The organism is Algibacter sp. R77976 (assembly GCF_044594645.1).
Classification (GTDB): domain Bacteria; phylum Bacteroidota; class Bacteroidia; order Flavobacteriales; family Flavobacteriaceae; genus Algibacter_B.
Genome location: NZ_CP138989.1, coordinates 838,152 through 853,293, shown reverse-complemented (window position 1 = coordinate 853,293; position 15,142 = coordinate 838,152). Strand labels below are relative to the sequence as shown.

Annotated in this window: 13 protein-coding genes; 6 read left to right on the top strand and 7 right to left on the bottom strand. The window is 31.6% G+C overall.

Annotated features, from left to right (window positions below):
• Nucleotides 1-319: 319 nt before the first annotated feature.
• The gene (locus tag SJY43_RS03685; protein WP_396602495.1) at nucleotides 320-3,457 is read right to left on the bottom strand and encodes a UvrD-helicase domain-containing protein; all 3,138 of its coding nucleotides are present in this window, start codon (nucleotides 3,455-3,457) and stop codon (nucleotides 320-322) included.
• 125 nt (nucleotides 3,458-3,582) lie between these two features.
• On the opposite strand from SJY43_RS03685, the gene SJY43_RS03680 reads away from it, so the two are divergent.
• Complete coding sequence (locus SJY43_RS03680) at nucleotides 3,583-4,188, top strand: superoxide dismutase (RefSeq protein WP_396602494.1); 606 nt, start codon at nucleotides 3,583-3,585, stop codon at nucleotides 4,186-4,188.
• A gap of 221 nt (nucleotides 4,189-4,409) precedes the next feature.
• Here the strand turns inward: SJY43_RS03680 and SJY43_RS03675 are convergent, their stop codons facing one another.
• The 5 genes from SJY43_RS03675 to SJY43_RS03655 form a co-directional block, all read right to left on the bottom strand.
• Nucleotides 4,410-4,877: a hypothetical protein gene (locus tag SJY43_RS03675; RefSeq protein ID WP_396602493.1), complete on the bottom strand. Its 468-nt coding sequence runs from the start codon at nucleotides 4,875-4,877 to the stop codon at nucleotides 4,410-4,412.
• A 568-nt stretch (nucleotides 4,878-5,445) separates the two neighbouring features.
• Nucleotides 5,446-7,344, bottom strand: coding sequence for an amidophosphoribosyltransferase (locus SJY43_RS03670; RefSeq protein WP_396602492.1), 1,899 nt, complete (start codon nucleotides 7,342-7,344; stop codon nucleotides 5,446-5,448).
• Between the two features lie 161 nt (nucleotides 7,345-7,505).
• Complete coding sequence (locus SJY43_RS03665) at nucleotides 7,506-8,432, bottom strand: PfkB family carbohydrate kinase (RefSeq protein ID WP_396602491.1); 927 nt, start codon at nucleotides 8,430-8,432, stop codon at nucleotides 7,506-7,508.
• 213 nt (nucleotides 8,433-8,645) lie between these two features.
• A complete protein-coding gene (locus tag SJY43_RS03660; RefSeq protein ID WP_396602490.1) occupies nucleotides 8,646-9,287 on the bottom strand; it encodes a viroplasmin family protein in 642 nt (213 codons plus the stop codon).
• 43 nt (nucleotides 9,288-9,330) lie between these two features.
• A complete protein-coding gene (locus tag SJY43_RS03655) occupies nucleotides 9,331-9,900 on the bottom strand; it encodes a phosphoribosylglycinamide formyltransferase (RefSeq protein WP_396602489.1) in 570 nt (189 codons plus the stop codon).
• Nucleotides 9,901-10,086: 186 nt separating this feature from the next.
• Between SJY43_RS03655 and SJY43_RS03650 the strand changes: the two genes are divergently transcribed.
• The 5 genes from SJY43_RS03650 to pyk all read left to right on the top strand — a co-directional run bounded on the left by SJY43_RS03650 (nucleotide 10,087) and on the right by pyk (nucleotide 14,390).
• Nucleotides 10,087-10,320, top strand: coding sequence for an acyl carrier protein (locus tag SJY43_RS03650; protein WP_008269813.1), 234 nt, complete (start codon nucleotides 10,087-10,089; stop codon nucleotides 10,318-10,320).
• A 22-nt stretch (nucleotides 10,321-10,342) separates the two neighbouring features.
• The gene (gene fabF / locus SJY43_RS03645; protein WP_396602488.1) at nucleotides 10,343-11,593 is read left to right on the top strand and encodes a beta-ketoacyl-ACP synthase II; all 1,251 of its coding nucleotides are present in this window, start codon (nucleotides 10,343-10,345) and stop codon (nucleotides 11,591-11,593) included.
• A 7-nt stretch (nucleotides 11,594-11,600) separates the two neighbouring features.
• Nucleotides 11,601-12,341: a ribonuclease III gene (gene rnc / locus SJY43_RS03640; protein WP_396602487.1), complete on the top strand. Its 741-nt coding sequence runs from the start codon at nucleotides 11,601-11,603 to the stop codon at nucleotides 12,339-12,341.
• Between the two features lie 121 nt (nucleotides 12,342-12,462).
• Complete coding sequence (locus tag SJY43_RS03635; protein ID WP_396602486.1) at nucleotides 12,463-12,948, top strand: IPExxxVDY family protein; 486 nt, start codon at nucleotides 12,463-12,465, stop codon at nucleotides 12,946-12,948.
• Nucleotides 12,948-14,390 (top strand): pyruvate kinase, encoded by a 1,443-nt coding sequence (gene pyk, locus SJY43_RS03630; protein WP_396602485.1) that lies wholly within the window; start codon nucleotides 12,948-12,950, stop codon nucleotides 14,388-14,390. The genes SJY43_RS03635 and pyk overlap by 1 nt, the downstream gene beginning before the upstream one ends.
• A 219-nt stretch (nucleotides 14,391-14,609) precedes the next feature.
• Here pyk and SJY43_RS03625 read toward each other — a convergent pair whose 3' ends face one another.
• Nucleotides 14,610-15,125 (bottom strand): hypothetical protein, encoded by a 516-nt coding sequence (locus tag SJY43_RS03625; RefSeq protein WP_396602484.1) that lies wholly within the window; start codon nucleotides 15,123-15,125, stop codon nucleotides 14,610-14,612.
• Nucleotides 15,126-15,142: the final 17 nt, after the last annotated feature.

Here is a 15,142-nt window from a genome sequence, read left to right as displayed (position 1 = left end):
GGTAGTTCGTCGATAGTCTAGAGTGAGTTTAGATAACGTTTAGGTGCTTATCAATCTCTATAAAACCAGTAATAGTAACGTATATGTGGGGTTTTATACATGTTATAAATAGCTGTACTCATATTCTTGCTTTACTTTTTATATTAGAAGAAAAAAGAATTCATTATCATAAATCACTTCCTTTAAAAGCATATTAGCCACGCTTTATGAAAGTTTTGCGTCATATAACTTGACTATAACATTAATTTAATCACTATTTGCAATATCAAAACCTAATGATATTATTTCTTTTTGGTGGAATAAATGCTATTTTAAACTCTTAAATATCTTTTACCAAGATATCGTCATTTATATAGATAAGAATCTTCTTAGTGACTATTATTTTCATATCTTCTAAAACATCTTGGTAAGTTTGAAGCTGTTGCCCATGTTTTTTATCTTCAAAACCGGTTTTATAATCTATAATTACAGCTTCGTTTTTAGCGTTTATTACTATTCTATCTGGTCTTAAAATGATATTATCTTTTGAAATAATATCTCGTTCATTATATAATGTATAATTGGAAGTATAATAATCTTTAAGTTTGTGATGCTCAACAATAGCAATAATCGTTTCTTTTAATGAAATAGCCTGTGTTTTACTTATTATTGAAGCCTTTATAAAATCGTTAACAACAAAGTCAATATCACCACTCGTTTTTATTTGAGCCATCATATTATGAATTAAATTTCCTTTTTCAATAGCTTCTTGTTGATTGGTATCCCACAATAATCCAGATTTTGTAACAACTTTTATATTGTGTTCTTCTTTTGCTGTTGAAATAAATGATTCTTGCGTGAAAGTTTCTTTTTTGTTTGAAGAACTAAGAGAAGTTCTTTTTTCATTTCCAAAACTATAAACACCTTCTGAATCATTCCATATCCCTAGTTGTTTAAGGTAATTTATTAACAAACCCGAATATTTTTTGCTTTTTACTTCACCTTTTGATGATATGTCTTTTGTTGAAATAACATGTATTTGCTCTACAGCCCGCGTTAATACCACATACAATAAATTAATATTATCTAATTCCTGTTCAGATTGATGTTTGTTATAAATACGTAAACCTTCATCTCCATAATTTTCAAAATCTTTATTATAATTTAAAAGGGTATGTGAAAAGCCATTATATTTTTCTTTATTTAAACTAAACCATTCTTTTGGTTCTAATTCTCTGTAAATATCTAAATCGGCATAAGGAAATATGACTACTGGGAATTCTAAACCTTTGGATTTATGAATGGTCATGATTTGAACCGCATTTTGGCCTTGAGGCGAAATAATACTTAAACTTTCTTTTTTCTTTTCAAAATAGTTTAAAAATCCTGAAATATCCGAACCTTTTTTCTGCGAAAAATCTAAAACAATATCTAAATAAAATTGAATGTAGGCGTTCGATTTTTCCACTAAATTGAAGGTTCTAACAATAGTTTCAGCTAAATCATATAGAGGAAGTTGCAATAATGAGTTGCTATCAATAAACACATTATAAACGGTTAAACTTTTTAATAATTTATCTGTTGAAAGGTTAATGTGATTTGTAAAAAAATCATGCTTGTCTTCAATACTAAAAAGCGTGGTTAAATAATTTAAAACCTTAATTTTAACCTCGTTATTTTCTGGCTTAATAAGAAGCAATAATAAATCATTTATAAAAACAACCTCGGGCGAATTATTAATCAACAATGTTTCAGATGAAATTATAGGGATTTTATGCTGACTCAGATAATCAGCAATAGCAACGCCTTCTTTTTTCTTTCTAACTAAAACACAAATATCTTCGAGGTTAAATCCATTTTCTAAACTGGAGTTTATTGTTTTTAGAACAGATTCAGGAAATATTTCGTTTCTATCATCTTCTTTGTCAAGTTCTAAAAAAGACAAGTTCACAAAGCCTTCTTTTTCTTCAGTTATATTTTGATGCGCGTTTTCATAAAGTGCTTTATAATCATCATTATTAAAAACCTGATTTGCTAAAAATTTAAAAAAGCCATTATTAAAATTTACAATCTCTTTATAGCTTCTATAATTTTCCTCAAGATTTTTAACATCTTGTTCTAAATAAAAAGGCTTACTTTTTTTATTAAACAAGTCTATAAACTGTTCTGCTTTTCCGCCGCGCCATCTATAAATAGCTTGTTTAGCATCACCAACTAACATTGTGCTTCCGTTTACACCAGATAATGAGTTGTCTAATAGCGGAATTAAATTTTCCCATTGCATCTGTGAGGTGTCTTGAAACTCATCAATAAAATAATGTTTAAACTTTTCACCTAAACGCTCGTAAATAAAAGGTGTTGGCTGTCCAGAAATTTCGTTACTAATAATAGTATTGAATTCTGAAATGAGCATTTTATTTTGCTCGTCTTTTAATATTTGCAACTCATTATTTATAACCTTTAAAACCGATAAAGGCGTTATGTTTTTATAAAAGGCTTTTAGAAATTTTAAATGAAATACTTGTTTTTTAACAGTTTTAAATAGAATTTCTATTTCTGGTAACAAACCATCAATAACGCTTGCTAATTCTGGATTTAATTTTTTGGTATAAATACTTTTTCTTTCAGTAATATATCCTTCCAGATTGTTATCATATAATGTACTCAGGTTTAAAACAGAAGCTTTTTTAAAATGGTTGGGTAAGGTGCCTCTAGAAAAATCAGTATGTTCTAAACCGGCTTCCTCAATTAAAGTTAGTACCGTGTTGGCGTTTTTAATAATATCTTTTTCTAATTCTAAAATCTCTTTTTTTAATTGCGCTTTAAGCACTTTAAAATCATTTAAAGTCTTGTCTTTTAGAGTATTAATAAAAGGCATGTCGTTTTCATTTACCAAGAGTTTAGCAATCTTGTTAAAATCAAAAGATACATCCCAACTTTTATCATCATCAGCCTTTTCAATAGCAAAATCGACTAATACCTTAGTAAGTTCATCATTATTTCCTGCTTTAGATATTAAGCTATCTACCGCTTCGTTTAAAAGAGAATCTTGGTCTAATTCTACTTCAAAATTTAAGGGCAGTCTTAAATCATGAGCAAAAGTTCGTATTAATTTATGGGTAAAACCATCAATGGTAGAAATATCAAAAGCCGCATAATTATGCAGTATCGTGTTTAGTAATAGTTTAGATTTTTGATGCAGTTTAAAAGGATCCATTTGTAATTCTTCACAAATACTCTTAAACATGGCATCTTCACTTTTTAAAACCGCATCGTCAGAAAATGTAGTAAGCGTTTCAATTATTCGCGCTTTCATTTCGGCAACAGCCTTGTTAGTAAAGGTTATGGCTAGAATACGCTTAAAAGCTTCTGGAGAATTAGATTCAAATAAAATTTTCAAATATTCTTTTACAAGCGTATAGGTTTTTCCACTTCCTGCAGAAGCATTATAAATTGTGAAAGGATGCGTTTGTTGCATGAAGAATAATTTGCTTACAAGATAAAAACTATCGATGAGTTCATAACAATTTATTATTTTTAAATGACCTGTTTTATATGTAAATTTGAAAGAAATTAAATATTAATACTTAAAACAAAATAATTATGGCTTTCGAATTACCGAAATTAGGATATGCTTATGACGCCTTAGAACCTCATATTGATGCTAGAACCATGGAGATACACCATACTAAACATCACCAAGGATATACAAATAACTTAAATAACGCTATTGCAGGAACAGATTTAGAAGGAAAATCAATAAATGATATTCTTGAAAATTTGGATATGGATAATGGTGCTGTTAGAAATAACGGAGGTGGGTTTTATAACCACACATCATTTTGGGAAGCAATGAATCCAGAAGATAAAGGGTATTTATCTGGCGATTTAAAAGATGCTATAGATGCAACTTTTGGATCTAAAGACGAATTTATCGCGGCTTTCTCTAAAGCAGCAGGAACACGTTTTGGTTCAGGTTGGGCTTGGTTATGTGTAAATGATGGGAAACTAGAAATTTGCTCTACACCAAATCAAGATAATCCGTTAATGCCAGGTGTTGGTTGTAGTGGTACTCCAATTTTAGGACTAGATGTTTGGGAGCATGCATACTACTTAAATTACCAAAACCGTCGTCCAGATTACATTAAAGCATTTTTTAATGTAGTTAACTGGAACGTTGTTGAAAAACGTTACGCAGAAGCAAAATAAAATACGTAATATTTTATATTTAAAAGCAAATCTAGAAATGGGTTTGCTTTTTTTTATGGCGTTACCCAAGGGTCGGGCTTTCACTACTCAATCCCTCCTGCGTCGGGGATTTCAAACATGCCGTTCTATCCCTAACGCGCTTGTTTGCAGAAATTAGTCATCAATTTTAGGTAAGGATTCGCTACGTTTTCTTTGTTTTATGTGTTTGTTGTAGGTAGTTTTTACACCAATCTTTTTATTCTTTTTACCAATTCCTTTTCATCCAATTCTTTGTACTCATCAAAGATTTTAATTTTCACATCAGGATTTTCTTTAATAATTTTCGAATACGATTCTATGAGTTTATTTATTGAAAACACACAAGCATTTAGATTGTCAAACTTCTTGTTCTCGAGTTTGTAATAAAGTTGGTTAAAGGAATAGACTATTATGAAATATTTTTCATATTTATGTCCTTTCCATTCTTTGTCAAGCTCTTTAGTTCCGCTAACATTAATCGGAAAGTTGGGGTAATTATAGAGTTGAAACATTATTAAATCAGATGATTTTGAAACAAATAGCTTATTGTTTGGGTCAGTTGGATTTTGATTAATCGATTCAATAGTTTTTTTAAATTTCTTTTCGCTTATTTGTCCAAAAGATATTATTGGAAGAGTCATTAAACTCAAAATTAAAATTAGCTTTCTCATAGTTTTTTCAAATTACTTACAACTTTTATGTTTCATGTCCCAAAAATAAGCCAGGATATGGTAAGTATTTTGTCGTTGTTATCCCGTAAAGATAAATTTTTTTGGAAGAGAAAGAATACAAAAAATTATAAAAAAGAGATCCCCATTTTCATGGAAATTGTATAAAATGAAAAAGGTGAACAGATGTTCACCTTTTTGCCCCAAATCTACCATAAACTTAACCTACTTATGTTATGGTGGTTCAAATATATGGTAGCCATATTGTTTGTTAAAATATTTTAGTTAAACGGCGCAAATATTGGCTTAAAAGAGATAGCCCTAGTTAATTAGGCCAAAGTGTAATATTGAGAAATCTAGATATATAGAAAACTTAATTGCATAAAAAAAGGCGAACAGATGTTCACCTTTTTTTGCCCCAAATCTACCATGAACTTAACCTACTTATGTTATGGTGACGACAATTTATGTGTAATTTAAATAGTTTGACTATTTTTTAGATAAACCGCATTTTTTCTGGATGAAGTGCGTTATTTACGGTTTTTCCGCATAAAGATTATTAATTTTATAATTAATAAGCGCGTTCATTGTTGCCTTCGTAAAAATTGATAAATGCTCTGTTTACAACTCTGTTTCCTCCAACAGTTGGATAGTTACCTGTAAAATACCAATCTCCTAAATGATCTGGGCAAGCCTTATGTAAATTTTCGACAGGTTGAAAAATAATTTTTACCTCGGCTTTTACAGATTTATCACTTAGTAATTCTGCAATTTTATCTGAGATTTGTTCATCAGTAAAAGGATCATAAATTTCTTTTACAAAATTTTGAACATGCTTATCATCTAAATCTGTTTGTTTAATACATTTATTATAAACGTCTTTAACAATATCGTATTTACCAGCATCTTTTAATAACTCTAAAGCGGCTCTAAAAGCAATAAGACTTTCTAGATTTGCCATGTCTATACCATAACAATCTGGATAACGAATTTGTGGAGCAGAAGAAACAACTATAATCTTTTTAGGATTTAAGCGATCTAGCATTTTTAAGATACTCATTTTTAACGTAGTCCCTCTTACAATACTATCGTCTATTATAACTAAGTTGTCGTTTGGCTTAATTACACCGTAAGTGACATCGTAAACGTGAGCTACTAAATCATCTCTACTACTATCTTCAGTAATAAAGGTTCTTAGCTTAACATCTTTAATGGCTATTTTTTCAACTCTTGCGTGTTCAGATAAAATCTCGGTAACTTTAGCTGCAGATAATGAGCGTTGTCCATTTAAAATGGCTGCTGTTTTTCTTTTATTAATAAAAGCTTCAGCAGTTTCAATCATTCCAAAAAACGACGTTTCAGCGGTATTAGGAATATATGAGAACACGGTATTTTTAGTATCGTTTTCAATAGCCTCAAGAACTTTAGGCATGAGTAGCTTACCTAACATTTTACGTTCTTGATATATCTCGGCATCACTTCCTCTAGAGAAATAAATACGTTCAAAAGAACATGATTTTCTTTCTAAAGGTTCTAGTATTTTTTTAATTTGAACTTGACCAGATTTTTTGGTTATAATGGCATGTCCTGGGTCTAGTTCTTTTACATCATCAAAATCTACATTAAAAACAGTTTGTATTACTGGACGTTCTGAAGCTACAACAACTATTTCATCATCTTGATAATAATATGTAGGACGAATGCCTGCTGGATCTCTTAATACAAACGAATCGCCATGACCAATAAGTCCGGCCATAGCATAGCCACCATCCCAGTTTTTGGCTGCACGTCTTAATATTTTGCCTACTTTAAGACGTTCTGCAATTTGCGGAGAAGCATTTCTTTTATTGTAGCCTTCTTTTTTTAGGTCTTTATAAATTTTACTAACAGCATCATCTAGAAAATGCCCAATTTTTTCCATTATAGTAATGGTATCTGTATATTCTTTTGGGTGTTGCCCTAATTCTATAAGGTTCCCAAATAGTTCTTTAACATTAGTCATGTTAAAGTTTCCTGCCATAATTAGGTTTCTGTGCATCCAGTTGTTTTGCCTTAAAAAAGGATGAACACTCTCTACACTATTTTTTCCAAAAGTTCCGTAACGTACATGGCCTAGTAATACCTCGCCTATATAAGGTATGTTTTTTTTCTGTGCAGCAACATCTTCTTTATATTCTGGGTGCGCCACAAGTTCTTTATTAATACGCTCGTTAATTTGAGCAAAGATATCTTGAATAGGTTGTTGAGCTACCGAACGTACTCTACTTATATAACGTTCTCCAGGTTTAGTGTCTAATTTTATACTTGCAAAACCAGCTCCGTCTTGGCCACGGTTATGCTGCTTTTCCATCATTAAATACATTTTGTTTACACCATAAAATGCGCTTCCATATTTTTCTTTATAAAACTCTAAGGGTTTTAAAAGTCTAATCATTGCAATTCCACATTCGTGTTTTAAGGCATCACTCATAGTTGTAAATGTTTTCGCTTTACTCGTTTATTCTATTTTATTTCGTTGAATTCGTGAATCTTCGATTTCGCAGAAATAGTAAATTATATTTAAACTCCCACTTTAGTGAGAATGACAAATTGGTTTAATAAAAAACGCACTCTATATTAGAGCGCGTTGGTTTATGTTAATTCTATATCAAATTGCGTTAATTGCTTAAATTGTAACAATCGCTTGTGTACTTCACTATTCGATAAATTTTGCATACGTTCAGTTCCAAACTTTTCAACACAAAATGATGCTAAGGTTGAGCCGTAAATAACAGCGTTTTTCATGTTTTCAAAAGATGTATCGCCTGTTTTAGCAATATAACCTGCAAAACCTCCTGCAAATGTATCACCAGCTCCAGTAGGATCAAAAACTTCTTCTAGTGGTAAGGCAGGTGCATAAAATACATGATCGTTATGAAACAATAAAGCACCGTGTTCTCCTTTTTTAATCACTACATATTTTGGCCCCATTTCATGAATTTTTCTTGCTGCAACTACTAAAGAGTATTCTCCAGTTAATTGTCTAGCTTCTTCATCGTTTATGGTAATAACATCTATACGCTTTATAACATTCAATAAATCATCTAATGCGCAATCCATCCAAAAATTCATAGTGTCTAAAATCACTAATTTTGGTTTTGTTGTCATTTGGTCTAAAACACTAGATTGGACGATAGGGTGTAAATTTCCTAACATTACAATTTCAGCATTTTTATAATCTTCAGGTACTACCGGGTTGAAATCTGCTAGTGTATTTAATTCTGTAGCTAAAGTATCGCGAGAATTCATATCGTTATGATATTTTCCGCTCCAAAAGAAAGTTTTACCTTCTTTTACAATTTCAACGCCCGAAATATCAATTTTTTTATTTGATAATAAATCTAAATAATCTTGAGGAAAATCGCCACCAACTACAGAAACAGCTGCAGAATCTATATTAAAATGAGAAGCAGCAAGACCTATATAGGTTGCAGCGCCACCAAGAATTTTATCAGTTTTACCAAAAGGCGTTTCAATAGCATCAAATGCTAAAGTTCCTACTATTACTAATTTACTCATAAATGCGGTGTGAAATTAAGGTGCAAATATAAGTCTTTTTATAGATTACAACCAGTAATTTTTTTTCAATAAACAGAGATTGAATTATTATTAAAACCAATAGTGACTTTTTAAAGAATTAAGAGTCTTAAATAATAAATGCTATTAAATAAAAAGTTGAGGGACTTTTTTTAAAAGGGATGCTAAAATTTAGTGTTCCTTATTTTTTTTGGTTTATTTCCTTCCAAAATCTGCGGGAATTTCTCCCCAAGCTTTGGTTTCCCATTTTACTATAACGGTATTATAGGTATTCGTTTTTAACCATTCAATGGCTCTTTCAATTAAATCGAAAACAGGTTTGTTTTTCTCGTTTCTGGCTAGCTTAGTATTGCAGTTTTTCTTTCTAACCCAACTCATTGCTGTTTTAGAGTCTGTGTATAATATTCTGTCGCTATTGTTTTTTTTAAGAATAGCTAAACCATGTACTAAAGCTAAGAATTCTCCAATATTATTAGTGCCTTCTTCAAAAGGGCCTTGAATAAATAATTGTTTTTTTGTTTTAGTATCGACACCTCGATACTCCATTATTCCTGGATTTCCACTTGAGGCTGCATCAACAGAAATGGAATTGTAATTAGGCTTCCCAATTTTTTTTAATTGTTCAGGAGATAATTCACTTTTAAAATCTTTGTTTTTCCCAACATAATCAAAATAATTACCCTTTAAAGCAGCTTTTGCGGCATCAAGTGATGAAAACGATTTGTATTGAGCCCCCTGAAAGTCTTTTATCATTGCTTTGCAATCATTCCAAGATTCGAAGACACCAGTTTTGTGTCCTTTCCAAACGGTATAATATTTCTTTTTCTTCTTTGCCATTTTTTCATTTCCGCGAAAGCGGAAATCTTTTTAAGATAAAGGTTTAGTTTTTATTTAAAATTTCATCAACAACCTTCGGGAAGTGTTTCATCTCCAATTTATGAATTTTATTCGCTACATCTTCAGCCGAATCAGAATTATTCACATCACATTTCGCCTGAAAAATAATAGCGCCGTCATCATAATGCTCATTTACATAATGAATTGTTATACCTGTTTCAGTTTCTTTATTTTCAACTACAGCTTCATGAACGTGCATCCCATACATACCTTTTCCGCCAAATTTTGGTAATAATGCAGGGTGTACATTTATAACTTTATTTGGAAATTCATTCAATATTTTTTCAGGAAACTTCCATAAAAAACCAGCCAAAATAATTAAATCTGGATTTGAAGCTTTTAAAATATTAAGAACATCACTAGTCTGTGTTAGTGCTATTTTGTTGAATGACAGTGCGCTAACTTTTAGTTTTTTTGCACGCTCTAAAACTTTGGCATGAGGATTGTTAGTTAGTACTTGAATAACAGACGCATTATCGCTGTTGTGAAAAAACTTAATTAAATTTTCAGCATTAGATCCACTTCCGGACGCAAAAATTACAATACGTTTCATTTTACAGACTATAGTGTTAAAGATTATTCGAACAAAAAAAAGAATAATTATTAACAATTAGTAGGTAAAAACTAAATACTTAAAAGTAATTTAGTAAATTACCATCACATTTTTAAAGTAAAAGTGTATTATAAAATAAAGTTTTTTATTTTTGCCAACTAATTAAAACATTTAAATTAAAAAATTATGTCAGACATTGCATCAAGAGTTAAAGCGATTATCGTTGATAAATTAGGAGTAGACGAAAACGAAGTTGTTACTGAAGCTAGCTTCACAAACGATTTAGGAGCCGACTCTTTAGATACTGTAGAATTAATTATGGAATTCGAAAAAGAATTCGATATTCAAATACCAGATGATCAAGCTGAAAACATCGCAACAGTAGGTCAAGCTATTTCTTATATAGAAGAAGCTAAATAAGTAAAAACAATCAAAATACTTTATGGAATTAAAGCGAGTTGTAGTCACAGGTTTAGGCGCTTTAACACCAATTGGCAATACCAAAGACGAATATTGGGAAGGCTTAATTAGTGGTAAAAGTGGAGCTGCGCCTATAACATATTATGATACTGAAAAGTTTAAAACAAAATTCGCTTGCGAATTAAAAAACTTTAACGTTACTGACTTTATAGATAGAAAAGAGTCTAGAAGAATGGATAAATTTGCACAATATGCTATGGTAGCAGCAGATGAAGCCATTGAAGATTCTAATCTAAATCTAGACAAGGTTAATAAGTTGCGTGTTGGTGTTATATGGGGAGCAGGTATTGGTGGATTAGAAACCTTTCAGAATGAAGTTTTAAACTTTGCTTCTGGAGATGGAACGCCAAGATTTAATCCATTCTTTATTCCTAAAATGATTGCAGATATTGCGCCAGGTAATATCTCTATAAAACATGGTTTTATGGGGCCAAATTACACGACGGTTTCTGCATGCGCATCTTCTGCAAATGCTATGTTTGATGCTTTAAACTCTATACGTTTAGGGCACACAGATGTAGTGGTTACAGGAGGAAGTGAAGCAGCAGTAACTATAGCTGGTATGGGTGGTTTTAATGCCATGCATGCGCTATCTACTAGAAACGAAAGCCCAGAAACGGCATCTAGACCTTTTGACGCTACTAGAGATGGTTTTGTTTTAGGTGAAGGAGCAGGAGCGCTAGTTCTAGAAGAGTATGAACATGCAAAAGCAAGAGGTGCTAAAATATATGCAGAGTGTATTGGAGGAGGTTTATCTTCTGATGCATACCATATGACAGCGCCACATCCAGACGGTCTTGGTGTTATTGCAGTAATGAAGAATTGTTTAGAAAATGCAGGCTTAAAGCCGGAAGATGTAGACCATATTAATACACATGGTACATCTACAACTTTAGGAGATGTTGCAGAACTTAAAGCAATTTCAGAAGTATTTGGAAGTCACGCTAAGAATATAAATATTAATTCTACTAAATCAATGACAGGTCACCTTTTAGGTGCAGCTGGAGCTATTGAAGCTATATCGGTTATATTGGCTATGGAGCATGGTATTGTACCACCAACTATAAACCATACAACTGATGATGAAAACATTGATCCTGAATTAAATTTAACCTTAAATAAGGCACAGAAGCGCGACGTTAAAGTAGCAATGAGTAATACATTTGGATTTGGCGGTCACAACGCTTGTGTACTATTCAAAAAATTAGATTAAATCCCGAATGGATAGCATTCGTAACATACTAAATTCCCGTTTTAAACGCAACGGGAATTTTTTTATGGCATTAACTCAAATACTTGGGTTTAAACCTAAGGATGAGAAATATTATAAAAAAGCCTTTACCCATAGATCTATGAATATTAGAGACACTAAAGGCAACCCGTTTAATTACGAACGGTTAGAGTTTCTTGGAGATGCCATGCTTAGTTCTGTTATTGCATCACACTTATATCTTGAAGTTCCTAGTGGCGATGAAGGTTACTTAACCAAAATGAGATCAAAAGTGGTGAGCAGAGAGCATTTAAACGAACTAGGGAAAGATTTAAAATTAATAGATTACGTAAAAAGCAAAATCCCTGCAGGTCAATTCGGAGATAATATACATGGTAATTTATTTGAAGCCTTAGTAGGTGCTATATTTTTAGATAGAGGTTATAAATACTGCGAAAAATTTATTTTTAAACGCGTTATTATCCCCTATGTAGATATAGAAACCTTAGAAGGAAAAGTAATAAGCTACAAGAGTTTACTTATTGAATGGTGTCAAAAAGAGAAAAAGACATTTGGATATAACGTCTATGAAGATACAGGGAATGACGATGTAAGGCATTTTTCAGTTAAACTATCTATTGACGAAAAAGTAGTAGCCAAAGCTAGAGCAACCTCAAAGAAAAAGGCAGAAGAAAAAGCTTCAAAACGAGCCTTTTTTGCATTTCAAAGTAAGATGTCTAAGATGTTATAATCAGCTTGATTTTATCTAGATTTACTACAACGTTTTAGTCGCATTTCTTACCAAGATTAACATAAAGGTAATTGAACTAAACTTTATAAATATTATATTTACGAAATTTTAAAAATAAGTTATGGCTGTTCACAAACTTATTCTTGATGATTCTTTTGATGAAGTATTATACACCTTAATTGCATTACATTGCAGGCTTGAAGACTATCGCTTAGCATATCTTTTAAACAAATATTTAGGTATAACACTCTCTAGAAAAGCAACAGATTTAGATTATAATAACGGACAGGTTTCTTATTCAATTTATGAGTGGGAAGATGAAAAACAATTAATAACGTGGAGTTTAGTTTCTAATATATGTAAAACGGAAGAGCTCCAACAAACAAATAATACGTCGTTATTCGACAACCAAGAAAAAATAACCAAAACATTTCAATTATTACCAGAATATAAAACTGTAAACTATTTTTTAAAAATAGACAGCGAGTTCAGTTTCAGTAAAGAAAAATATATTTTAGACAGTATATTAAAAATACCCCAAATTGCAACGGCTTATAGTGTAGATTCTAGTCAATTGAAATCTAAAGATAATTTAATTTTCAACTAATGTCAATAAATAAAAAAACCAAAATAGTAGCCACTTTAGGACCTGCAACCAGTTCAAAAGAAGTTTTAAAAGGCATGCTTGAAGAAGGCGCAAATGTATTTAGAATAAACTTCTCTCATGCAGATTATGATGATGTAAAAGCACGTATTCAAATGATACGTGAACTAAATGAAGAATTTGGTTTTACGGCAGCAATTCTTGCAGATTTACAAGGGCCAAAGCTTCGTGTAGGCGTTATGAAAGAAGAGGTTGTTGTTAACCCAGGAGATGAAATAATTTTTGCTACTGGCGAACGTTTTGAAGGAACAAAGGAACGTGTTTACATGACTTACGATAGGTTTCCGCAAGACGCCAAACCAGGAGAGCGCATTCTTTTAGATGATGGAAAATTACTATTTGAAGTGGTTTCAACCGATAAAAAATCAGAAGTAAAAGCCAAGGTTATTCAAGGTGGTCCATTAAAATCTAAAAAAGGTGTTAACCTTCCAAATACAAACATCTCACAACCAGCTTTAACAGAAAAGGATATTGAAGATGCAATTTTTGCTATCAGTTTAGATGTTGATTGGATAGCACTTTCTTTTGTACGACATGCTGAAGATTTAATGCAATTACGTGATTTAATAGCTAAACATGGCAGTCATAAAATCCCTATTATAGCAAAAATTGAAAAACCAGAAGCGGTAGAAAATATCGATAAAATTGTTGCACATTGCGATGGTATAATGGTTGCTCGTGGCGATTTAGGAGTAGAAGTTCCTGCAGAAGAAGTACCACTTATTCAAAAACAATTAGTGTTACGTGCTAAAAAAGCAAGAATCCCAGTAATTATTGCTACACAGATGATGGAAACTATGATAGATAGTTTAACACCAACAAGAGCAGAAGTAAACGATGTTGCTAACTCTGTAATGGATGGTGCTGATGCTGTAATGTTATCTGGCGAAACCTCTGTTGGTCAATATCCAGTACAGGTAATTAGGCAAATGGCAAACATTTTAAAAAATGTAGAGAACTCAAAATTAATTAAAGTTCCTCAGTTGCCACCACATATTCGTACTAATCGTTTTATTACAAAATCGATATGTTATCACGCCGCTAATATGGCAAACGAAATTAATGCAAAAGCCATTTCAACACTTACAAATAGTGGGTATACAGCATTTCAAATTTCGGCTTGGAGACCATCATGTCATATTTTAGTATTCACATCCAACAAGCGTATTTTAACACGTTTAAGTTTACTATGGGGTGTTCGCGCATTCTATTACGATAAGTTTGTAAGTACAGACGAAACTATTGAAGATGTAAATTCAATAGCCTGTAAAAAGGGATATTTAGATGTTGGAGATATGCTTATTAGTTTAGCAGCAATGCCAATGAAAGATAAGGGTATGGTTAACACCTTACGTGTTACAGAAATAGAATCGTGTAATTTATAGTTTAAATATTTAAGGCGCCTGCCTGCCGGCAGGCAGGTTACCGCAAGGGTCGCGCTATCCACTATATCTTATGAATAGAAAAAACTGCTTTTAGGCAGTTTTTTCTATTCATAAGGATAAGCTTGTCCTGAGCGAAGTCGAAGGGATTATCGCTAACGCATTCATCTACTAGCTTATTTTTTTAGATAAATAGTTATTTGTTTGCAGAAGAAGTTTTTTCTAAAAAGAAGGTTCTTTAAATTCATTTAATTCACTTATAGCTAAAATAGTAGCGTTAGCCTTTACAAATTTGAACTTTCCGAAATCTTTTCCTTTTTTAACAAACTCTCCTTTTTTAAAGAAGTCTTCACAAGCAATCCAGCCTAATATCCAGCCTTTACTATAATCATTTAAAATTCTTAAGAAAATATAAAAATCTGCATCTTGTTTATAAACGCCAGACAAATCATGCGAGTTTACTGTGCACCAATAATCTGGTTTTGGTTTAAACTTGCAAGTAATTGTTTTAACTTCAAGCTTTTTACCTTTATTAGATAATAAATCATAATGATATTTATCATCATCATTTTTAAGCTTCAGATACTTCATCATTATTCTTTCACCAATGTAGCCTACTAAAATTCTATCTCTTTCAGATCCAAACTTGCTAAGCCCTAAGTTATCGCGCGTATTTACGTGCTCTAACTTATTAGTAGCATAGTCAATTATATCTTGAGTTATTAAAATTTCAATCATAACATCAATAGAACATT